This is a genomic window from Pseudomonas sp. MD195_PC81_125 (assembly GCF_014060985.1).
Taxonomy (GTDB): domain Bacteria; phylum Pseudomonadota; class Gammaproteobacteria; order Pseudomonadales; family Pseudomonadaceae; genus Aquipseudomonas; species Aquipseudomonas parakoreensis.
In genome coordinates, this window is sequence record NZ_JABULD010000362.1 from 1 (window position 1) to 20,430 (window position 20,430).

General features: G+C 61.2%; 20 protein-coding genes. 9 read left to right on the forward strand and 11 right to left on the reverse strand.

What is annotated here, in order from left to right; genetic code table 11:
* Nucleotides 1–8: 8 nt before the first annotated feature.
* Nucleotides 9–227, reverse strand: coding sequence for a DUF1289 domain-containing protein (locus tag HT737_RS15185; RefSeq protein ID WP_047297259.1), 219 nt, complete (start codon nt 225–227; stop codon nt 9–11).
* Nucleotides 228–229: 2 nt separating this feature from the next.
* Nucleotides 230–556: an iron donor protein CyaY gene (cyaY, locus tag HT737_RS15190; RefSeq protein WP_041071991.1), complete on the reverse strand. Its 327-nt coding sequence runs from the start codon at nt 554–556 to the stop codon at nt 230–232.
* A gap of 224 nt (nt 557–780) precedes the next feature.
* Between cyaY and HT737_RS15195 the strand changes: the two genes are divergently transcribed.
* The 6 genes from HT737_RS15195 to HT737_RS15220 are packed head-to-tail and all read left to right on the forward strand — an operon-like array spanning nt 781 to nt 5,390.
* Nucleotides 781–954 (forward strand): lipoprotein, encoded by a 174-nt coding sequence (locus tag HT737_RS15195; protein WP_007911098.1) that lies wholly within the window; start codon nt 781–783, stop codon nt 952–954.
* A 9-nt stretch (nt 955–963) separates the two neighbouring features.
* Complete coding sequence (lysA, locus tag HT737_RS15200) at nt 964–2,211, forward strand: diaminopimelate decarboxylase (protein WP_086792394.1); 1,248 nt, start codon at nt 964–966, stop codon at nt 2,209–2,211.
* Nucleotides 2,212–2,214: 3 nt separating this feature from the next.
* Nucleotides 2,215–3,045, forward strand: coding sequence for a diaminopimelate epimerase (gene dapF, locus HT737_RS15205; RefSeq protein WP_095668029.1), 831 nt, complete (start codon nt 2,215–2,217; stop codon nt 3,043–3,045).
* A gap of 13 nt (nt 3,046–3,058) precedes the next feature.
* Nucleotides 3,059–3,784, forward strand: a complete 726-nt coding sequence (locus HT737_RS15210) for a DUF484 family protein (RefSeq protein WP_041071987.1) — start codon at nt 3,059–3,061, stop codon at nt 3,782–3,784.
* A gap of 2 nt (nt 3,785–3,786) precedes the next feature.
* Nucleotides 3,787–4,686: a tyrosine recombinase XerC gene (gene xerC, locus HT737_RS15215; protein ID WP_182403107.1), complete on the forward strand. Its 900-nt coding sequence runs from the start codon at nt 3,787–3,789 to the stop codon at nt 4,684–4,686.
* On the forward strand, nt 4,683–5,390 hold the full coding sequence (locus HT737_RS15220; RefSeq protein WP_182403109.1) for an HAD family hydrolase: 708 nt from the start codon (nt 4,683–4,685) through the stop codon (nt 5,388–5,390). The genes xerC and HT737_RS15220 overlap by 4 nt, the downstream gene beginning before the upstream one ends.
* A 252-nt stretch (nt 5,391–5,642) precedes the next feature.
* Here the strand turns inward: HT737_RS15220 and sutA are convergent, their stop codons facing one another.
* The 4 genes from sutA to glnK form a co-directional block, all read right to left on the reverse strand.
* A complete protein-coding gene (gene sutA, locus HT737_RS15225) occupies nt 5,643–5,969 on the reverse strand; it encodes a transcriptional regulator SutA (protein ID WP_182403111.1) in 327 nt (108 codons plus the stop codon).
* A 102-nt stretch (nt 5,970–6,071) separates the two neighbouring features.
* Nucleotides 6,072–6,497: a secondary thiamine-phosphate synthase enzyme YjbQ gene (locus HT737_RS15230; RefSeq protein WP_003229414.1), complete on the reverse strand. Its 426-nt coding sequence runs from the start codon at nt 6,495–6,497 to the stop codon at nt 6,072–6,074.
* A 220-nt stretch (nt 6,498–6,717) separates the two neighbouring features.
* The gene (locus HT737_RS15235; RefSeq protein ID WP_027610437.1) at nt 6,718–8,055 is read right to left on the reverse strand and encodes an ammonium transporter; all 1,338 of its coding nucleotides are present in this window, start codon (nt 8,053–8,055) and stop codon (nt 6,718–6,720) included.
* A gap of 37 nt (nt 8,056–8,092) precedes the next feature.
* Entirely contained in the window at nt 8,093–8,431 is a 339-nt protein-coding gene (gene glnK, locus HT737_RS15240; RefSeq protein ID WP_002555808.1) for a P-II family nitrogen regulator, read from the reverse strand.
* A gap of 413 nt (nt 8,432–8,844) precedes the next feature.
* Here glnK and HT737_RS15245 point away from each other — a divergent pair, with 413 nt between their 5' ends.
* Nucleotides 8,845–9,105, forward strand: a complete 261-nt coding sequence (locus tag HT737_RS15245) for an accessory factor UbiK family protein (RefSeq protein WP_007920416.1) — start codon at nt 8,845–8,847, stop codon at nt 9,103–9,105.
* A gap of 171 nt (nt 9,106–9,276) precedes the next feature.
* Here the strand turns inward: HT737_RS15245 and oadA are convergent, their stop codons facing one another.
* Together oadA and HT737_RS15255 are read right to left on the reverse strand one after the other, a co-directional pair.
* A complete protein-coding gene (oadA, locus tag HT737_RS15250) occupies nt 9,277–11,085 on the reverse strand; it encodes a sodium-extruding oxaloacetate decarboxylase subunit alpha (RefSeq protein ID WP_007962245.1) in 1,809 nt (602 codons plus the stop codon).
* A gap of 11 nt (nt 11,086–11,096) precedes the next feature.
* The gene (locus tag HT737_RS15255) at nt 11,097–12,512 is read right to left on the reverse strand and encodes an acetyl-CoA carboxylase biotin carboxylase subunit (RefSeq protein WP_041073867.1); all 1,416 of its coding nucleotides are present in this window, start codon (nt 12,510–12,512) and stop codon (nt 11,097–11,099) included.
* 191 nt (nt 12,513–12,703) lie between these two features.
* On the opposite strand from HT737_RS15255, the gene HT737_RS15260 reads away from it, so the two are divergent.
* Nucleotides 12,704–13,666, forward strand: coding sequence for a LysR family transcriptional regulator (locus HT737_RS15260; RefSeq protein ID WP_041073865.1), 963 nt, complete (start codon nt 12,704–12,706; stop codon nt 13,664–13,666).
* Here HT737_RS15260 and HT737_RS15265 read toward each other — a convergent pair.
* The 3 genes from HT737_RS15265 to HT737_RS15275 all read right to left on the reverse strand — a co-directional run bounded on the left by HT737_RS15265 (nt 13,608) and on the right by HT737_RS15275 (nt 17,932).
* Nucleotides 13,608–13,820: a PA3496 family putative envelope integrity protein gene (locus HT737_RS15265; protein ID WP_121182817.1), complete on the reverse strand. Its 213-nt coding sequence runs from the start codon at nt 13,818–13,820 to the stop codon at nt 13,608–13,610. The two genes, HT737_RS15260 and HT737_RS15265, sit on opposite strands and share 59 nt — an antisense overlap.
* 211 nt (nt 13,821–14,031) lie before the next feature.
* Complete coding sequence (gene hexR / locus HT737_RS15270) at nt 14,032–14,898, reverse strand: transcriptional regulator HexR (protein WP_007962240.1); 867 nt, start codon at nt 14,896–14,898, stop codon at nt 14,032–14,034.
* Nucleotides 14,899–15,025: 127 nt separating this feature from the next.
* Entirely contained in the window at nt 15,026–17,932 is a 2,907-nt protein-coding gene (locus tag HT737_RS15275; protein ID WP_182403113.1) for a GGDEF domain-containing phosphodiesterase, read from the reverse strand.
* 225 nt (nt 17,933–18,157) lie between these two features.
* On the opposite strand from HT737_RS15275, the gene uvrD reads away from it, so the two are divergent.
* Nucleotides 18,158–20,341, forward strand: coding sequence for a DNA helicase II (gene uvrD / locus HT737_RS15280; RefSeq protein ID WP_041073860.1), 2,184 nt, complete (start codon nt 18,158–18,160; stop codon nt 20,339–20,341).
* Nucleotides 20,342–20,430 lie beyond the last annotated feature (89 nt).

Consider the following 20,430-nt stretch of genomic DNA (forward strand, 5'->3'; position numbering starts at 1 on the left):
GGCAGCTCCTACAGGGAGGTGGTTCTGCGCCTGGCGGCCTGGGCAACAATCACCCGGCGGCGTTGATCGTCCGCCGAACGCCATTCACGAATGTCTTCGACATGGCGGAAGCAGCCAAGGCAAACCTTCTGCTCATCCAGCCGGCACACGCCGCTGCACGGTGACGGCACCGCTGGGCTGACGTTGCTGTAGAGCGGTTTGGGTGGGCGCGGGGCAACCTCGGTCACGATCAGATCTCTTCGAAGTCCAGCTCGAGGCCGGTCTGGTCCTGAACGCAACGAGCCAGAACTTCACCGAGCAGTTCTTCAGACTTCTCGCAGCTCCATTTGCCCGACTCTTCATCGTAGTCGAAATGGAATCCACCGGAACGCGCCGCCAGCCACAGCTGACGCAGCGGCTCCTGGCGACTGATGATCAACTGGCTGCCGTTATCGAACTTGATGGTCATCATGCCGGCCGTGATCTCGATATCGTCGGCATGATCCTCCAGCAACTCTTCCAACGCCTGCTGGGTGGCATCGACCAGATCGTGGAAACGCGCTTCGGACAAACTCATTGTGGCAACCTCAAAAAATGTCGGGTCAGGCTCAAGCGCCGCAAGATACGGACGCTGCCGGCCGATTGCAAAGATTAACGACCAAGCACCATTTCCCATCCAGCGCTCCCGCAGGAATTGCCAGTATCCAGAGAGCCCCGCCGGACGGGAACCCCCTCGCATAGGCAAGCTGCCGGGTGGCCGGTATACTCCGGCGCAATTAACGCATTTTCAAGGATTTCGCCATGAAGCGCCTGATCTCTTCCCTTGCTGCGCTCGTCGCGGTTGCCTGCCTCGTTTCGGCCTGTGGTCAAAAAGGCCCGCTGTACCTGCCGGATGACGATCAGGACCCGGCCGAGCAAGCCCAGTCTTCGCAAAAGCAGCCGTCCAAAGCACACAAGCACGACGTTTACCAATAAGGGATCGCCATGGACGCTTTTAACTACCGTGGCGGGGAGCTGTTCGCGGAAGGTGTGGCGCTGTCCGCCATCGCCGACCGCTTCGGCACGCCCACCTATGTCTACTCGCGTGCGCACATCGAAGCCCAGTATCTGGCCTACGCCGATGCGCTGGCCGGCATGCCGCACCTGGTCTGCTACGCGGTCAAGGCCAACTCCAACCTCGGCGTGCTGAATGTCCTGGCCCGTCTCGGCGCCGGTTTCGACATCGTTTCCCGTGGCGAACTGGAGCGTGTGCTGGCCGCTGGCGGCAGTGCCGACAAGATCGTCTTCTCCGGCGTCGGCAAGACCCGTGACGACATGCGTCGCGCGCTGGAAGTCGGCGTGCACTGCTTCAACGTCGAATCCACCGACGAGCTGGAGCGCCTGCAAGTGGTGGCCGCCGAGCTGGGCGTTCGCGCGCCGATCTCGTTGCGCGTCAACCCGGACGTCGATGCCGGCACCCACCCGTACATTTCCACCGGTCTCAAAGAGAACAAGTTCGGCATCGCGATCGCCGACGCCGAAGATGTGTACGTGCGTGCCGCGCACCTGCCGAACCTGGAAGTGATCGGTGTCGATTGCCACATCGGCTCGCAACTGACCACCTTGCCGCCGTTCCTCGATGCCCTCGACCGTCTGCTGGACCTCGTCGACCGCCTCGGCGATTGCGGCATTCACCTGCGCCACATCGATCTCGGTGGTGGCCTGGGCGTGCGTTATCGCGATGAAGAGCCGCCACTGGCCGGCGATTACATCAAGGCTGTGCGTGAGCGTCTGAACGGTCGTGACCTGGCGCTGGTGTTCGAGCCGGGCCGCTTTATCGTCGCCAACGCCGGCGTGCTGCTGACCCAGGTCGAATACCTCAAGCACACCGAACACAAGGATTTCGCCATCGTCGACGCGGCGATGAACGATCTGATCCGCCCGGCGCTGTATCAGGCCTGGATGGACGTCACCGCCGTCAAGCCGCGTGACAGCGCCGCGCGCCAGTACGACGTGGTTGGCCCGATCTGCGAAACCGGCGATTTCCTCGCCAAGGATCGTGAGCTGGCGCTGGAAGAAGGCGACCTGCTGGCCGTGCATTCGGCCGGTGCCTATGGCTTTGTGATGAGTTCCAACTACAACACCCGCGGCCGTGCCGCTGAAGTGCTGGTAGACGGTGATCAGGTTTTTGAAGTGCGCCGCCGCGAAACCGTGGCTGAGCTGTTTGCCGGCGAAAGCCTGCTGCCGGAGTAACCCATGCTGCTGCGTTTTACCAAAATGCACGGCCTGGGCAATGACTTCATGGTTCTCGACCTGGTCAGCCAGCACGCGCATATTCAGCCCAAGCACGCCAAGCAATGGGGCGACCGGCACACCGGTATCGGTTTCGACCAGTTGCTGATTGTCGAAGCGCCGAGCAATCCGGACGTGGATTTCCGTTACCGGATCTTCAACTCCGATGGCTCGGAAGTGGAACAGTGCGGCAACGGTGCGCGCTGCTTCGCGCGCTTCGTGCTCGACAAACGCCTGACCGCCAAACGGCAGATTCGCGTCGAGACCAAGGGCGGCATCATCGAGCTGGATGTGCGTAACGACGGCCAGATCGGCGTGAACATGGGCGCACCACGCCTGGTGCCGGCGGACATTCCGTTCGACGCACCGGCGCAGGCGTCCAGCTATCAGCTGGAAGTCGACGGCACCACGGTCGAACTGGCCGCCGTGTCGATGGGTAACCCCCATGCGGTGCTGCGCGTGCAGGACATCAATACCGCACCGGTGCATGAACTGGGACCGAAAATCGAACACCATCCGCGCTTTCCGGCGCGGGTCAACGTCGGTTTCATCCAGGTCATCGACCGCCACCGCGCGCAATTGCGCGTCTGGGAACGCGGCGCCGGGGAGACCCAGGCCTGCGGTACCGGCGCTTGTGCCGCGGCTGTCGCGGCTATCAGCCAGGGGTGGATGGATTCGCCGCTGTTGATCGACCTGCCCGGCGGGCGTCTGTCCATTGAATGGGCAGGCCCTGGCCAGCCAGTGCTGATGACCGGCCCGGCAGTGCGTGTATACGAAGGACAAGTGCGTCTTTGAGTGAGCAGAAGCCATGACCGATAAGCCTCAGGTACCCGCCCGACAGTCCGACGAATCAGCGTCCGAGAGCCTGGAGGCGGCAGCGGTTGCCGCATACCTGGAGGCTCATCCGGACTTCTTCGTCGAGCACGAAGAACTGCTGCCCGCCCTGCGCATTCCCCACCAGCGCGGTGACACCGTATCGCTGGTCGAACGGCAGATGAGCATTTTGCGCGACCGCAACATCGAGATGCGTCATCGCCTCTCGCATTTGATGGACGTCGCACGCGACAACGACCGACTGTTCGACAAAACCCGCCGCCTGATCCTGTCGCTGATGGACGCCGCCAGCCTCGAAGACGTGGTGATCAGTGTCGAAGACAGTCTGCGTCAGGACTTTCAGGTGCCTTTTGTCAGCCTGATCCTGCTCGGCGACAATCCGGCCTCGGTTGGCCGCTGGGTGACCCACGCCGACGCGCAAACCGCCATCGGCGGCCTGCTCACCGAAGGCAAAAGCGTCAGCGGCAGCCTGCGTGAGCATGAGTTGGACTTCCTGTTCGGCGAAGAACAGCGCAAGCAGATCGGCTCCACCGCCGTGGTCGCCGTCAGCCACCAAGGCATCCACGGTATTCTGGCCATCGCCAGCCGCGATCCGCAGCACTACAAGAGTTCGGTCGGCACGCTGTTTCTCAGCTACATCGCCGAAGTCATGGGCCGCGTGCTGCCACGGGTCAACAGCTCACTGCGCTCGGTACGCTGAGCATGGAACGACAACTGGACGCTTACTGCGAACACCTGCGCAGTGAGCGACAGGTGTCGCCGCACACCCTGTCGGCCTACCGCCGCGACCTCGATAAAGTCCTCGCCTGGTGCATCAAGCAGAACATCGGCAGTTGGGCGGCGCTGGATATTCAGCGCCTGCGCAGCCTGATTGCCCGGTTGCATGCCCAGGGCCAATCCTCGCGCAGCCTTGCCCGCCTGCTCTCGGCGGTGCGCGGGCTCTATCACTATCTGAATCGCGAAGGCCTGTGCGACCACGACCCGGCCACCGGCCTGGCGCCGCCGAAAGGCGAACGGCGCTTGCCGAAAACCCTCGACACCGACCGTGCGCTGCAACTGCTGGAAGGTGCGGTCGAGGACGATTTTCTCGCCCGTCGCGATCAAGCGATTCTCGAACTGTTCTACTCCTCGGGCCTGCGCCTGTCCGAACTGACCGGGCTCAACCTAGATCAGCTGGATCTGGACGACGGCATGGTTCAGGTGCTCGGCAAGGGCAGCAAGACCCGCCTGCTGCCGATCGGCAAAAAGGCTCGCGAAGCACTGGAGCAATGGCTGCCGCTGCGGGCCATGACCAACCCGGCCGACGACGCTGTGTTCGTCAGCCAGCAAGGCCGGCGCCTCGGCCCTCGGGCGATTCAGGTGCGAGTGAAACTGGCCGGCGAACGTGAACTGGGGCAGAACCTGCACCCGCACATGCTGCGGCACTCCTTCGCCAGCCACTTGCTGGAATCCTCGCAGGACCTGCGCGCGGTGCAGGAACTGCTCGGCCACTCGGACATCAAGACCACGCAGATCTACACCCACCTGGACTTCCAGCACCTGGCGGCGGTCTACGACAGCGCCCACCCCCGGGCCAAACGCAGCAAAGGCGACGATTCATGAACATCCAGTTGATCACCTTCGACCTCGACGACACCCTGTGGGACACCGCCCCGGTGATCGTCAGCGCCGAAGCGGTATTGCGCGAATGGCTGAGCGAACACGCACCGAACCTGGGCGCGGTGCCGGTGGAGCATCTGTGGGCGATTCGCGAGCGGGTGCTGACCCGCGAACCGGGCCTCAAGCACCGCATCAGCGCGCTGCGCCGGCGGGTGCTGTTCCACGCACTGGAAGACGCCGGGTACGCCCACGGCGAGGCTTCGGATCTGGCCGACAAAAGTTTTGAAGTGTTCCTGCAGGCACGGCACCAGATCTCGGTATTTCCCGAGGTCGAACCCACCCTGGAAATCCTCGCCAACCACTACGCTCTCGGCGTGGTCACTAATGGCAATGCCGACGTACGCCGCCTCGGGCTCGCCGATTACTTCAAGTTTGCGTTGTGCGCCGAAGACATCGGTATCGCCAAGCCGGATGTGCGGCTGTTCCACGAGGCGTTGCAGCGCGGTGGCGTGAGTGCGGAAGCAGCCGTGCACATTGGCGATCATCCGGGCGACGACATTGCCGGGGCGCAGCAGGCGGGCATGCGCGCGATCTGGTTCAACCCGGCGGGCAAGGTCTGGGAAGCGGAGCGGCTGCCGGATGCCGAGATTCGTAGCCTGACTGATTTGCCGGCCGTTCTCGCACGTTGGAATGCCACCGTCTGCTGACACACAACCGCTTTTTTGTGGCGAGGGGATTTATCCCCGATCGGTTGCGCAGCAGCCGTGAAGTCATCTTGCGCGGTGTGTCAGGACTGTGGGGCGTGCTGCATCAGGGGCCGCTTCGCGACCCATCGGGGATAAATCCCCTCCCCACAAGGCTCACCCCTGCAAGGGATCGCGGCGAGTCTGGAGTATTTGTTCCAGGCATGAAAAAGCCCGCAGCGACGGCGGGCTTTTTCAGCAAGCAAGCGGCACGCCTCAGATAGGGCGGCTGCCGTACTTGTTGTCCGGCTTCTTGGGCGGATCGGCGACCACGTTGGCCTCCACTTCCTGCACCTTGCCGCCGCGCGCAAGGAATTCTTCCATGGCCTTGGCCAGGGCGTCGCGCTCCTTGTTCTTGGCTTCGATGCTCGGCAACTCGTCTACCGACACCGCAGCCTTGGCTTTGCCTTTGGCAGCCGGGGCCGGCGTATCGTCACCGACATCGTCTTCAGCAACGTCTTCCGCTGCTGCTTCCAGACCGTCCTCGGCCTCGTCTTCGTCGCCTACTTCGAGGTCGTCGTTTTCCAGATCATCGTCGCTCATGTTCTACCTCATGACTTGCGAAAAGCAGATTAGTTATAGACCAGCTTTGGCGACTGTCGAAAGTCGCCGGAAAAAAATCGGTAACCGCTGGTGACCAGCGGTTTACGCCCCTTCACCGTGCAAGGTGGCGAGGACTTTACGGGCACCGCCATGATCACGGTGCTCGCCCAGATAAACGCCTTGCCAGGTTCCCAGAGCCAGACGTCCCGCCGATACCGGCAGACTGATCTGGCAGCCAAGCACGCTGGCCTTGAAGTGCGCCGGGAGGTCGTCCAGGCCTTCGTCGTTATGCTCATAGCCGTCTGTTCCTTGTGGGATCAGACGATTGAAAAATCGTTCGAAGTCGCGACGGACCGCCGGATCGGCGTTCTCGTTGATGGTCAACGACGCCGAGGTATGCTGCAGCCACAAATGCAACAGACCGACCCGGCACGCCTTGAGTTCAGGCAGGCCGGCGAGTAACTCGTCCGTTACCAGATGAAAGCCCCGGGGCCGTGCCCGCAGGGTTATCAGAGTCTGTTGCCACATACAGTTCTCCGCACGTTCGGGGCGCATTCTAGCGCGCTCTGGGAAAAAAACAAAGGCCCTAATATTCCTGCAATGATGTAAGCCATTGGCCGCAGAAAAAATGCCCATCGTAAAACACGACGAAAGCCGTACGAAAAAATCCTTTCAGTTGCTCTCTCAATGACAAATCCCGGACAAAAAAATGCCCGGCAAGCCGGGCAAGTTTTTTCGATGCGCGTACTTACAGGTTGTAGCCGCGTTCGTTGTGTTGTGCCAGGTCCAGGCCAACCGATTCTTCTTCCTCGGTCACACGCAGACCCATCACGGCGTCCAGCACCTTGAGGATGATGAAGGTGACAATCGCGGTGTAGATCACTGTGAAGCCGACGCCTTTGCACTGAATCCACACTTGCGCCGCGATGTCGGTCACGGTGCCGAAGCCGCCCAGCGACGGTGCAGCGAATACACCGGTCAGGATCGCACCGAGGATACCGCCGATACCGTGCACGCCGAATGCGTCCAGGGAGTCGTCATAACCAAGCTTGCGTTTCAGGGTGGTGGCGCAGAAGAAGCACACCACACCCGCTGCCAGACCGATCACCAGTGCGCCCATCGGGCCCACGGTGCCAGCCGCCGGGGTGATTGCCACCAGACCGGCAACCACACCCGAGGCGATGCCCAGTGCACTTGGCTTGCCGTGGGTGATCCACTCGGCAAACATCCAGCCCAGCGCAGCCGCAGCGGTTGCAATCTGAGTAACCAGCATCGCCATGCCGGCAGTGCCGTTGGCCGCTGCAGCGGAACCGGCGTTGAAACCGAACCAGCCGACCCACAGCATCGCTGCCCCCATCAGGGTGTAACCGAGGTTGTGCGGCGCCATCGGGGTAGTCGGGAAGCCTTTACGCTTGCCCAATACCAGGCAGGCGATCAGACCGGCCACACCGGCGTTGATGTGCACCACCGTGCCCCCCGCGAAGTCGAGTACACCCCAGTCCCACATCAGGCCGCCGTTACCGGACCAGACCATGTGCGCGATCGGTGCATAGACCAGGGTGAACCAGATGCCCATGAAGATCAGCATCGCGGAAAACTTCATCCGCTCGGCGAACGCACCGACGATCAGCGCCGGGGTAATGATCGCGAAGGTCATCTGGAAGGTGATGAACACCGCCTCAGGGAACAGCGCCGCCGGGCCGGTCAGGCTCGAAGGCGTGACACCGGCGAGGAACGCCTTGCCCATGCCGCCGAAGAACGAGTTGAAGTTGACGACGCCCTGCTCCATGCCGGTGGTGTCGAACGCAATGCTGTAGCCATAAATGACCCACAGGATGCTGATCAGACCGGTAATGGCGAAGCATTGCATCATCACGGAAAGAATGTTTTTCGAGCGGACCATGCCGCCGTAGAACAGCGCCAGGCCCGGGATGGTCATGAACAGCACGAGGGCTGTCGAGGTGAGCATCCAGGCGGTATCGCCGGAATTGAGGACCGGGGCCGCCACTTCGTCTGCCGCCATTGCAAGGCCGGGCATTACGATGGACAACAGGGCTCCTAGCCCTGCGAATTTACGCAGAGTCATATTGTTTTCTCCTGGGGCGTTGGGTTTGTGGCGGCGCTTAGATCGCGTCGGTATCGGTTTCGCCGGTACGGATGCGAATCGCCTGTTCCAGATTGACCACGAAGATCTTGCCGTCACCGATCTTGCCGGTGTTGGCCGCTTTGGTTATCGCCTCGATAACCCGATCCAGATCCTTGTCGTCGATGGCCACGTCGATTTTCACCTTGGGCAGAAAATCGACCACATATTCCGCGCCGCGATACAGCTCGGTGTGACCCTTCTGCCGGCCGAAGCCTTTGACTTCAGTAACGGTAATGCCCTGCACGCCGATTTCGGACAGCGACTCGCGCACGTCGTCCAACTTGAACGGCTTGATGATGGCAGTGACTAGCTTCATGAAACTCTCTCCCGAATTGGTGGACTTGCCCCAGGAAAACAAACCCGACTCAAGTCTAAGCGCAGTGCCTGGCTTTGTAACGCATCGTCGGCCTTGCCTGCCCGACTGACGCCAGCTAACCGCTGCCGGCGAAACTCCCCGCTCCGCCTGCCGCACTGCATTCGTCACAGCGACTGCATCAGTGCATGGGTCACTACCGACTAAGCAGAAAGCTTGCCATCTCGCCAAATTCCTCTGATTTCAATCCTTTGGCCGCTGCCACAGGCGTTTGCACGAAAAACGCCCGACGGTTACGCACAACAACGGTGCGTTGCCGTCCGTCCGCTTGCGCGAAAAGCGTGCATCCGTGCCTGCGTCAATGACTATAGACACTGCGTGATACACTGCGCACCACTGTTTACAGGACACATCCCATGCTCGCGCCCAAAGACTTCCTCGACGCCCTGAGCGGCACTGCCTCCCGCCTGTTCAGCGGCGACACCCCGCTGCCAAAAGCCGAAATCGAAAGCCAGTTCAAGATGCTGCTGCAAAGTGCTTTCAGCAAACTGGATCTGGTGAGCCGTGAAGAATTCGATAGCCAGATGGTCGTCCTGGCTCGCACTCGCGCTCGCCTCGAGAGCCTCGAAGCGAAAGTTGCCGAGATGGAAGCCAAGCTGACACCGCCCGCGGAATAATCTGCTCCCCCTGTAGGAGCTGCCGAAGGCTGCGATCTTTTGATCTCCAAGAGCAAAGTCAAAAGATCGCCGCCTGCGGCAGCGCCTACAGATAACGGCATATTGCAGGCGAAAAAAAAAGGGGAGCACATGCCCCCCCGAGGTTTAAAGCGTTGGATCGCGGCGGTTATCTCAGCCTTCGATCTCGATCAGGATTTCGCCCGGGTTGACCCGGTCGCCCTTGGCCACATGAATGGCGGTGACCTTGCCGGCAATCGCTGCCTGGACTTCGGTTTCCATCTTCATCGCTTCGGTGATCAATACAGCCTGGCCAGCCTTGACGGTGTCGCCCTCCTTGACCAGCACATCGACGATGTTGCCTGGCATGGTGGTGCTGACATGGCCCGGTGCCGACGCCTGCTTGCGTTTGCTGCTGCCACCGCCGACGAATTCGTTGAGCGGTTCGAACACCACTTCTTCCGGCATGCCGTCGATGGACAGGTAGAAGTGACGCTTGCCTTCGGCCTTCACACCGACACCGGTGATGTCGACGCGGTAGGTTTCGCCGTGGACGTCGATGACAAACTCGGTCGGCACGCCTTCGCCGCCAGCCTTCGCCACACCACCGGCCTCAGGGATCGGCAACAGCACTTCTGGAACCAGGGTGCCGGCGGCACGTTCTTCGAGGAACTTGCGCCCGATGTCCGGGAACATGGCGAAGGTCAGCACGTCTTCTTCGGACTTGGCCAGCGCACCGATGTCGGCACGCAGTTTGGTCATTTCCGGCTTGAGCAGATCCGCCGGACGTACGTCGATCACCTCTTCACTGCCGATGGCCTGACGACGCAACTTCTCGTTGACCACGCCTGGCGCCTTGCCGTAACCACCTTGCAGGTACAACTTCACTTCATTGGTGATGGTCTTGTAGCGCTCGCCAGCCAGCACGTTGAAGAACGCCTGAGTGCCGACGATCTGCGACGTCGGAGTCACCAGCGGCGGGAAACCAAGGTCTTCACGCACCCGCGGGATTTCCGCCAGCACTTCGGCCATGCGGTTCAGCGCGCCCTGCTCTTTCAACTGGTTGGCAAGGTTGGAGATCATCCCGCCCGGCACCTGGTTGACTTGCACACGGGTATCGACTGCGGTGAATTCGCTTTCGAACTGGTGGTACTTCTTGCGCACGGCGTAGAAGTACAGACCGATTTCCTGCAGCAGCTCGAGGTTCAGACCGGTGTCGTATTCGGTGCCTTTGAGCGCAGCAACCATCGACTCGGTGCCCGGATGACTGGTGCCCGAGGCGAAGCTGGAGATCGCGGTATCGATGTGATCGGCGCCGTTTTCAATGGCTTTCAATTGGCACATCGCCGCCAGACCAGCCGTGTCATGCGAGTGGATGAACACTGGCAGCGACTGCTCGGCCTTCAAGGCGCGGACCAGTTCACCGGTGGCGTACGGGGTCAGCAGACCGGCCATGTCCTTGATCGCCACCGAGTCGCAACCCATGGCTTCCATCTGCTTGGCCTGCGCCACGAACGCGTCGATGGTGTGCACCGGGCTGGTGGTGTAGGCGATAGTGCCTTGCGCATGTTTGCCGGCAGCTTTCACCGCTTCGATGGCCACGCGCAGGTTACGCACATCGTTCATTGCGTCGAAGATACGGAATACGTCGATGCCATTGACTGCGGCCTTGGCGACGAAGGCTTTGACCACGTCATCGCTGTAGTGGCGGTAGCCGAGCAGGTTCTGCCCGCGCAGAAGCATTTGCAGGCGGGTGTTGGGCAGCGCGGCACGCAGTTGACGCAGGCGCTCCCACGGGTCTTCTTTCAGAAAGCGTACGCAGGCGTCGAACGTCGCGCCGCCCCAGCACTCCAGTGACCAATAACCGACCTTATCGAGCTTGTCGCAGATCGGCAGCATGTCTTCGGTGCGCATACGGGTGGCGAGCAGCGATTGGTGAGCGTCGCGCAGGATGGTGTCGGTGACAAAGATCTTCTTGCTCATTCTTATATTCCTCACAGGCCTGCGTGGGCGGCGATGGCGGCGGCGATGGCCAGGGCCAGCTCTTCGGGTTTGCGCTTGATCGAGTAGTTGGTCAGTTCAGGGTGGCTTTCAACGAAGCTGGTATTGAACTGGCCGCTACGGAATTCCGGATTGCGCAGGATTTCCTGATAGTACGCGGCGGTGGTCTTCACGCCTTGCAGGCGCATGTCGTCCAGCGCGCGCAGGCCACGGTCCATCGCCTCTTCCCAGGTCAGCGCCCAGACCACCAGTTTCAGGCACATCGAATCGTAGAACGGCGGAATGGTGTAACCGGTATAGATCGCCGTGTCGGTGCGCACGCCCGGGCCGCCGGGAGCGTAGTAACGCGTGATCTTGCCGAAGCTCGGCAGGAAGTTGTTTTTCGGGTCTTCGGCGTTGATGCGGAACTGCAACGCGAAACCACGGTGCTGAATATCTTCCTGCTTCACCGACAACGGCAGGCCGGAAGCGATGCGGATCTGTTCGCGGACGATGTCGATCCCGGTGATTTCTTCGGTGATGGTGTGCTCCACCTGCACCCGGGTGTTCATCTCCATGAAGTACACCTCGCCCTCGGCGAGCAGAAACTCCACGGTGCCGGCGTTTTCGTAACCCACAGCCTTGGCCGCGCGCACCGACAGGTCGCCGATGTAGGCGCGCTGTTCCGGGGTCAGTTGCGGGCTCGGGGCGATCTCGATCAGCTTCTGGTTGCGGCGCTGGATCGAGCAGTCACGCTCGAACAAGTGCACGACGTTGCCGAAGCTGTCGCCGAGGATCTGCGCTTCGATGTGTTTCGGGTTGACGATGCATTTTTCCAGGAACACTTCCGCCGAACCGAAAGCCTTGGTCGCTTCGGAAATCACCCGAGGGAAATTCTGTTCGAGTTCTTCGCGGCTGTTGCAGCGACGGATGCCGCGCCCGCCACCACCAGAAGTAGCCTTGAGCATCACCGGGTAACCGATGCGGTCGCCTTCGGCCAGGGCTTCTTCGATACCGGAGACGTTGCCTTCGGTGCCTGGGGTGACGGGTACGCCGGCCTTGATCATGCTGCGCCGGGCTTCAGTCTTGTCGCCCATGCGGCGAATGACTTCCGCCGACGGGCCAATGAACTTGATTCCGCGTTCGGCGCAGATGTCTGCCAGCTCGGCATTTTCCGACAGGAAGCCGTAACCGGGATGCAATGCATCGCAACCGGTTTCCACCGCCAGGTTCACCAGCTTGCGCGGGTTCAGGTAACCGGCCAGAGGCTCGGCACCAATGCTGTGGGCTTCGTCCGCACGCTTCACATGCAAGGCATGCCGGTCGGCGTCGGAAAAAATCGCAACCGAGCGAATGCCCATTTCGGCGCAGGCTCGCACGATTCGTACGGCAATCTCACCACGGTTGGCGATCAGGATCTTTGTTATCACTTGGAGGTTCCCTTGAGCCGGTGGCACCACGACCTGCTAGACCCAGGTCGACGCGTGACTAAATGTTTCAATTTAGTCGCAGCCCCACACTAGCGCTCGCAAGGGATTAACAAAAATGAATAAAAAATTGGGTCAGGCATAAGCAAAGACTTATAGTTAAACCATCAGCCTGCCGTTAGAGCCTATAAGAAATGCGTAAGTCCTTGATGCGTATGACATTACGCCAATTGCAGATCTTCAACGAAGTGTGTGATTTACGTTCCTACAGCCGCGCCGCCGATGAAATGTCTCTAACACAACCGGCCGTCAGCCTACAGATTCGTCAGCTGGAAGAGCTGATCGGCCAGCCGTTATTCGATTACGTCGGCAAAAAACTCTACATGACCGAGGCCGCCGAAGCCCTGCAGCGTGCCAGCCGGGACATCTTCGGCCGCCTGGAAAACCTCGACATGCAGCTGTCGGACATGCAGGGCTCGCTGCAAGGCCAGTTGAAGCTAGCGGTGGAATCCAGTGCCAAATACTTCGTGCCGCACCTGTTCGCCGCGTTCAAGCGCCAGCACCCGGAAGTGAACCTGCAGCTGACTGTGGTCAACCGCGGCCAGGTGATTCGCCGCCTCTCGGACAACCGCGATGATCTGGTGATCATGTCGATGGTGCCGCAGGACATGGGTCTGGAGTTTCTGCCGTTTCTGAACAACCCGATTGTCGCCGTGGCGCGCCCGGACCATCCGCTGGCGCACATGGGGCCGCTGCGTCTGCAGGATCTTGAGCCTTACACGCTGCTGATCCGCGAACCGGGCTCAGGTACGCGATTGGCTTGTGAAGAGTATTTCAAAGAGAAACGCGTGCACTTCACCCAGACTCAGGAAGTGGCCTCGGCCGAAGCTCAACGTGAATGCGTCGTGGCGGGTCTGGGCCTGGCGCTGTTGACGCGCCATGCCCTGAACCTGGAACTGGCGACCGGCGGCCTGGTGGAGCTGCCGGTCGAAGAGTTGCCGCTGTTTCGCAGCTGGTGTCTGGTGCAAGCCAAGGCCAAACGGCTGTCACCGGTGGCGCATGCCTTCCTGGCGTTTATCCGCAGCGAGCGGGTGCAGATCAGCGCGCTGGTTGAGCGTTTCGACGGGAAACTGCCGGTGCGGCCTGCCAGTAGTTGAGTTCGATGTCCTCGGGAAAATCGCTGATTTCGCTCTGCAACTGACGAAGTTCGAAGCGATCTTCGATGGCGCGACGGAATTCCATGCGGCGCTGGTCTTCCTGCTGACGACGGGTTTTCGCGGCGCTGTTGCGTTCTTCGTAGGGCTGAGCCATTTCGAGTCTCCCAAGGCGAGTACGGGAGTTTCACGATAGGCGTGGGGGATGACGGTTTGGCTGCGCGGGGATGACAGTGCGATGAAACTTTGCCGATTGCGTTTCATTGTGGCGAGGGAGCTTGCTCCCGCTGGACTGCGAAGCAGGCCCGGCCTTTCAGGGCCGCTGCGCGCCCCATCGGGAGCAAGCTCCCTCGCCACAAAAGCAGACTTTAGTCATCCAGGGCTTTCACGGCCTTGGGGGACAGCCGCAAGCTGCGCAGGCTGCGCTTCACGCTCTTCAGGTGATTGACCAGACTCGGCCCACGCGCCATCGCCACGCCCATCGCCAGCACGTCGATCACCACCAGGTGCGCAATGCGCGAGGTCAGCGGCGTGTAGATCTCGGTGTCTTCGTGTACATCGATGGCCAGATTGACCGTCGACAGCTCGGCCAACGGTGTCTGACTCGGGCACAAAGTGATCAGCGAAGCGCCGCTCTCGCGCACCAGGTTGGCAGTGATCAGCAGATCCTTGGAGCGCCCGGACTGAGAAATGCAGATCGCCACATCGGTCGGCTTCAAGGTCACCGCCGACATCGCCTGCATGTGCGGGTCGGAATACGCCGCAGCGGTCAGCAGCAGACGGAAGAACTTGTGCTGCGCATCCGCCGCCACCGCGCCCGACGCACCAAAGCCGTAGAACTCGACGCGCTGCGCCTGGGACATCAGCGTCACGGCACGCTGCAATTCCACCGGATCGAGCTTCTCGCGAACCTCCATCAGCGTATGCAATGTGGTGTCGAAAATTTTCAGGCTGTAGTCGGCGACCGAGTCGTCTTCATGGATCGCGAACTGGCCGAAGCTGGCACCGGCGGCCAGGCTCTGCGCCAGTTTGAGTTTGAGATCCTGAAACCCGGAGCAGCCAATGGCCCGGCAGAAGCGCACGATGGTCGGTTCGCTGATGCCGACGCTGTGGGCCAGGTCGGCCATGGAACTGTGCATCACCGCCGCAGGGTCAAGCAGCACGTGGTCGGCGACCTTGAGCTCCGACTTGCGTAACAGGTGACGTGACTGGGCGATGTGTTGCAGCAGATTCAAGGGGCTGGACTCTTCTTATGGGCAAGGATGTAGCACGCTTGTAGTTATACTACATGAATTGGCTTTTTGCCTGCTCAATGCGTAACTCCATGTCCCCATATCAGGCGCGATGGAGTGCATGTAGCCCTTAAAGTGGTTTTTCCTGTTCGCGCAACAGCCCGGCCAGACGGTCGGCCTCCACCGGACGACTGATCAGATAACCCTGCACTTCGTCGCAGCACTCGACGCGTAAAAAATCCAGCTGCTCTTGCCGCTCGACACCTTCGGCCACCACTTTCAACGACAGCCCGTGAGCCATGGCGATGATCGCCCGGGTGATCGCCGCATCCTCACTGCCCTGCCCCAGCCCGCGAATGAACGCCTGATCGATCTTCACGTAATCCACCGGAATCCGCTTGAGGTAACTCAGTGACGAATAGCCGGTGCCGAAATCGTCGATTGCCAGCTTCACCCCCAGATCGCGCAGTTGCTGGAAGGTCGCGATGATGTGTTCGACGCTGTCCAGCAGCTGACTCTCGGTGAGTTCCAGTTCGAGGTAGTGCGGCGCCAGCCCGGTTTCCTCCAGCACCTGGCGCACCAGACTGACCAGTTTGCCCTGACGCAGTTGATGCACCGACAGGTTCACCGATACCCGAATCGGCGCCAGCCCCTGACGCTGCCATTCGCACGCCTGCCAGCAGGCCTGGCGCAGCACGAATTCGCCGATCGGGCCGATCAGTCCGGTTTCCTCGGCCAGACCGATGAAGTCCCCCGGCGGCACCCGGCCCATGGTCGGATGATCCCAGCGCACCAGCGCTTCCGCCGCATTCAGGCGCCCGGTTTGCAGGCACAGCTTCGGCTGGTAGAACACCTTGAGCTGCTTGTCTTCGATGGCTTTGCGCAACTGGTTCTCCAGTTGCAGACGCTCAAGGGTGCTGGCCTGCAAGCTGTCGGTATAGAACTGGAAATTGTTGCCGCCCAAGTGCTTGGCGTGTTGCATGGCCATGTTCGACTGACTGACCAGCGCGGCAATCTCTCGGGCGTTGTCCGGCAGCATGCTGATGCCCATCGAGGCACTGACCACCAGCTCATGCCCTTCGACCGTCAACGGCAGGCGCAGCTTGCTCGACAGCCGCGTGGCGACTCGCGCCAGGCTCGACAGGTTGCCGTAAGCATCGAACAGCACCGCGAACTCGTCACCGGACAGTCGCGCAATGGTGTCGGCCTCCGGCAACGCGTTGACCAGACGTCGGGCCATTTTCTGCAGCAGTTGGTCCGCGACCTCATGACCAAGGCTGTCGTTGAGCAGCTTGAAGCGATCAAGATTGATGTGCAGCAGCGCCAGACTGCGCCGGCCGCCCTGACGCACGCGCTGATGGGCTTCGTGCAGGCGCTCGCGGAACAGCGAACGATTGGCCAGCCCGGTGAGTTCATCGTAGTGCGTCAGGTAGCGCATGCGTTCTTCGGATTCGCGCCGCGCGGAAAGATCGGCGAAGAAGCCAACGATATGACTGACGTTTCCCCGACTGTCGCGCACCGCATTGAGTTGCAGCCACTGCGGATACAGCTCGCCGTTCTTGCGGGTTTCCACCAGTTCGCCCTGCCAGCTGCCGTGCTGCTGCAGCGCGTGGCGGATCGAAACGTAATGTCGCCGCGCATCACGACTGCACGGCAGCTCGACGACATTGCGCCCGAGCATGTCTTCGATGTCATAACCGGTGACCCGGCTGAACGCCTGATTGATCGCAATCAGCGCGTAGTTCGGGTCGAGAATGACGATACCTTCGCTGGCCGCTTCGAACACCGTGGCCGCCAGTCGCTGCTGTTCTTCAAGGCTTTTGCTCGCGCTGATGTCGCGCCGGGTGCCGACCATGCGGATCACCCGGCCACTGTCACTGCGCTCCACAGCGCGGCCGCGGTCTTCGATCCATACCCAATGGCCGTCACCGTGCCGTACGCGGTATTCGATCTGATAGTCCTCGGAGCGCCCCTTCAGGTGCTCGATCAGCGCCTGCTTGAGTCCAGGCACATCCTCGGGGTGCAGGCGTGGCTTGAGGTCGCGCAGGATCGCCGTGACGTATTCAGGCGCGAGGCCGAACAACTCCTGAATCTGCGTGTGATGGACTTCGTCGGTTTGCAGGTTCCAGTCCCACAGCCCCAGCTCACTGGCCTTCAACGCCAGGGCCAGACGGGCTTCGCTTTTGCTCAACGCCTGATTGGCTACGTCCAGTTCGCGACTGCGCTGCGCCACGCGATCTTCCAGCTCGATCTGTGCTTCACGCAATTGGCCCTCGGCGCAGCGCCGCTGTTCGATTTCCTTGGCCAGCGCCTGATTGAGCTGCTCGCTGCGGTTCTGCGCCTGCTGCAGGTGCTCGATCAGGTGCTGGTTCTGAAAACGCCGCAGCAAGCCGCGGTCGATCAACCGATTGACCTGCCATGCCACCACACTCAGCGAGCCGAGCAGAATCAGCCCGAGCCAGCCCCAGCCGCGGGCCTGTTCGTCGCCGCCCCAGAACAGGTAGCCGATCGCCGGCAGCAGGCACGGCAAGGTAAAGGACAGAAACGCTGGCAGGCTGACGGCATAAGCAACGCTGGCCGACAATGTCGCGGCGCCGATCAGGCCGAACACCCAGGCTTGCTGCATGAAGTTGTCGGCGGGCACCAGTGCAATGCCGGCGCCAGCCAGCGTCAGGCCGGTCATGGTCGAGCCTAAGAGGAACATGCGGAACCAGATCGGCTGGGCCTGACGGTCCGGGATCGCCGAATCGAACGCCGCGACCTGAATCACCCGCAGCGCCACCAGCGACAACAACCAGACCAGCCAGATGCTGACCACGAAATAGCGCTGCGGGCTCCAGAGCAAAGCGGCGCAGACCAGACCATTGAGCAACATGAACATCGTCGGCAGCAGCGAGCCCTGATACAGCAGGCGCGTGCGTTCGACCGCCATTTCGACGGCGTAATGCTTGCGGATGACCCGGGGTTCCACAGAGGGGCCCGACAGGTCTGAGCTGAGGGTCTTGTGCAATGTTGTTGTTCTTATAAGAGTGAGCATTGGGCCCGAAACGTGGACGGAGCATACACAAGCAGCCCCCGTTGCCAAACTGCTCCAGATCATAATTTGCCGGAAACTTTTCCCGTCCGATCACCGGCAAAACCCGCAAAGCGAGGCGGGCCGAAGCCTGTAGCCAGTGACCGACCGGTCGTCATCGACGGCGCTTTCATCGGCTAATGCAAAGCTCGGTTTGCCCGGGCCTGCGGCGCACCCTAGAATGCCCCGATGCGCGATGATCTCTCCCTTCTGCTGAACTCCCTCAACGATGCCCAACGCCAGGCCGTAGCAGCCCCCGTTGGCCGTCAGTTGGTCCTGGCCGGTGCCGGTTCCGGTAAAACCCGAGTGCTGGTGCACCGTATCGCCTGGTTGATCCAGGTGGAAAACGCCTCGCCCCACTCCATTCTGTCGGTGACCTTCACCAACAAGGCCGCTGCCGAGATGCGTCATCGCATCGAGCAGTTGCTGGGTATCAACCCGGCCGGCATGTGGGTCGGTACCTTCCACGGCCTGGCGCACCGCCTGTTGCGGGCGCACTGGCAGGAAGCCGGGTTGAGCCAGACTTTCCAGATTCTCGACAGCGACGACCAGCAACGCCTGGTCAAGCGGGTGATCCGCGAGCTGGGGCTGGACGAGCAACGCTGGCCGGCGCGTCAGGCCCAATGGTTCATCAACGGGCAGAAAGACGAAGGTCTGCGCCCACAGCACATTCAGGCCAGCGGCGACTTGTACCTGGCGACCATGCGCGGCATCTATGAAGCCTACGAGGCGGCCTGCCAGCGCGCCGGCGTCATCGATTTTTCCGAACTGCTGCTACGCGCCCTCGATCTGTGGCGCGATCATCCGGGTCTGCTGGCGCACTATCAAAAGCGCTTCCGCCACATTCTGGTGGACGAGTTCCAGGACACCAACGCCGTGCAGTACGCCTGGCTGCGCCTGCTTGGCAAGGGCGGTGACAGCCTGATGGTGGTCGGCGACGACGATCAGTCGATCTACGGCTGGCGCGGGGCGAAAATCGAGAACATTCATCAGTACTCATCCGACTTCCCGGATTCGGTGACCATCCGCCTGGAGCAGAACTACCGCTCCACCGCCGGCATCCTCAAAGCGGCCAACGCCTTGATCGCCAACAACACCGGACGCCTCGGCAAAGAGCTGTGGACCGACGGTGGCGATGGCGAAGCGATCAACCTGTATGCCGCGTTCAACGAACACGACGAAGCACGCTATGTTGTCGAAACCATCGAAAGCGCGCTGAAAACCGGCCTGGCTCGCAGCGACATCGCGATTCTTTACCGCTCCAACGCCCAATCGCGCGTTTTGGAAGAAGCCTTGCTGCGCGAGCGCATTCCGTACCGTATCTATGGCGGCCAGCGCTTCTTCGAGCGCGCGGAAATCAAGAACGCCATGGCCTACCTGCGTTTGCTGGAAGGTCGCGGCAACGATGCCGCGCTGGAGCGGGTCATCAACGTCCCGGCCCGTGGCATTGGCGAGAAAACCGTCGAGGCGATCCGCGACCATGCCCGTCACAGCGATGTGTCGATGTGGGAAGCGATGCGGCAACTGGTCGCCAATAAAGGCCTGACCGGTCGTGCTGCCGGCGCCCTGGGGGCGTTTATCGAGCTGATCGAAAATCTCGCCGCCAAGTGCATGGAGATGCCGTTGCATTTGATGACCCAGACCGTCATCGAACAATCGGGGCTGATCGCCTATCACGAAGCGGAAAAAGGCGAGAAAGGCCAGGCCCGGGTAGAAAACCTTGAGGAACTGGTCAGCGCCGCGCGCAACTTCGAAAACACCGAAGAAGACGAAGAGCTGACGCCCCTGGCGGCATTCCTCGGCCACGCGTCGCTGGAAGCCGGCGACACGCAGGCCGACGAGCATGAAGACAGCATTCAACTGATGACCCTGCACAGCGCCAAAGGTCTGGAATTCCCTTACGTGTTCCTGGTGGGCATGGAAGAAGGCCTGTTCCCGCACAAGATGAGCCTGGAAGAACCGGGGCGCCTTGAAGAGGAACGCCGTCTGGCCTACGTCGGTATTACCCGCGCCATGCAGAATCTGGTGATGACCTATGCTGAAACCCGACGCCTGTACGGCAGCGAGACCTACAACAAGGTTTCGCGTTTCGTCCGCGAGGTGCCGAAGGGGCTGATCCAGGAAGTGCGTCTGTCGAACAGCGTCAGCCGACCGTTTGGCGGCAACCAGTCGATGAGCGGCAGCAACCTGTTCAGCGGCAGCGAGATTCCGGAAACCGGCTTCAGCCTGGGTCAGGCAGTACGCCATTCGATCTTCGGCGACGGCGTGATCCTCAACTTCGAAGGTTCCGGCGCGCAGGCACGGGTGCAGGTGAATTTCAGCGAAGGCAGCAAGTGGCTGATGCTGGGGTATGCCAAGCTGGAAGCGATCTGACGCCAGTTTCGCTTTTCTGTGGGAGCGAGCCTGCTCGCGAATGACATCACCGTGGTTGATCTGATAAACCGCAGTGTGGCTTTCGCGAG

Coding starts and splice junctions, on each gene's coding strand:
- cyaY (WP_041071991.1), bottom strand. CDS start 556: ATGAGTTTGTCCGAAGCGCGTTTCCACGATCTGGTCGATGCCACCCAG.
- HT737_RS15195 (WP_007911098.1), top strand. CDS start 781: ATGAAGCGCCTGATCTCTTCCCTTGCTGCGCTCGTCGCGGTTGCCTGC.
- lysA (WP_086792394.1), top strand. CDS start 964: ATGGACGCTTTTAACTACCGTGGCGGGGAGCTGTTCGCGGAAGGTGTG.
- dapF (WP_095668029.1), top strand. CDS start 2,215: ATGCTGCTGCGTTTTACCAAAATGCACGGCCTGGGCAATGACTTCATG.
- HT737_RS15210 (WP_041071987.1), top strand. CDS start 3,059: ATGACCGATAAGCCTCAGGTACCCGCCCGACAGTCCGACGAATCAGCG.
- xerC (WP_182403107.1), top strand. CDS start 3,787: ATGGAACGACAACTGGACGCTTACTGCGAACACCTGCGCAGTGAGCGA.
- HT737_RS15220 (WP_182403109.1), top strand. CDS start 4,683: ATGAACATCCAGTTGATCACCTTCGACCTCGACGACACCCTGTGGGAC.
- sutA (WP_182403111.1), bottom strand. CDS start 5,969: ATGAGCGACGATGATCTGGAAAACGACGACCTCGAAGTAGGCGACGAA.
- HT737_RS15230 (WP_003229414.1), bottom strand. CDS start 6,497: ATGTGGCAACAGACTCTGATAACCCTGCGGGCACGGCCCCGGGGCTTT.
- HT737_RS15235 (WP_027610437.1), bottom strand. CDS start 8,055: ATGACTCTGCGTAAATTCGCAGGGCTAGGAGCCCTGTTGTCCATCGTA.
- glnK (WP_002555808.1), bottom strand. CDS start 8,431: ATGAAGCTAGTCACTGCCATCATCAAGCCGTTCAAGTTGGACGACGTG.
- HT737_RS15245 (WP_007920416.1), top strand. CDS start 8,845: ATGCTCGCGCCCAAAGACTTCCTCGACGCCCTGAGCGGCACTGCCTCC.
- oadA (WP_007962245.1), bottom strand. CDS start 11,085: ATGAGCAAGAAGATCTTTGTCACCGACACCATCCTGCGCGACGCTCAC.
- HT737_RS15260 (WP_041073865.1), top strand. CDS start 12,704: ATGCGTAAGTCCTTGATGCGTATGACATTACGCCAATTGCAGATCTTC.
- HT737_RS15265 (WP_121182817.1), bottom strand. CDS start 13,820: ATGGCTCAGCCCTACGAAGAACGCAACAGCGCCGCGAAAACCCGTCGT.
- HT737_RS15275 (WP_182403113.1), bottom strand. CDS start 17,932: ATGCTCACTCTTATAAGAACAACAACATTGCACAAGACCCTCAGCTCA.
- uvrD (WP_041073860.1), top strand. CDS start 18,158: ATGCGCGATGATCTCTCCCTTCTGCTGAACTCCCTCAACGATGCCCAA.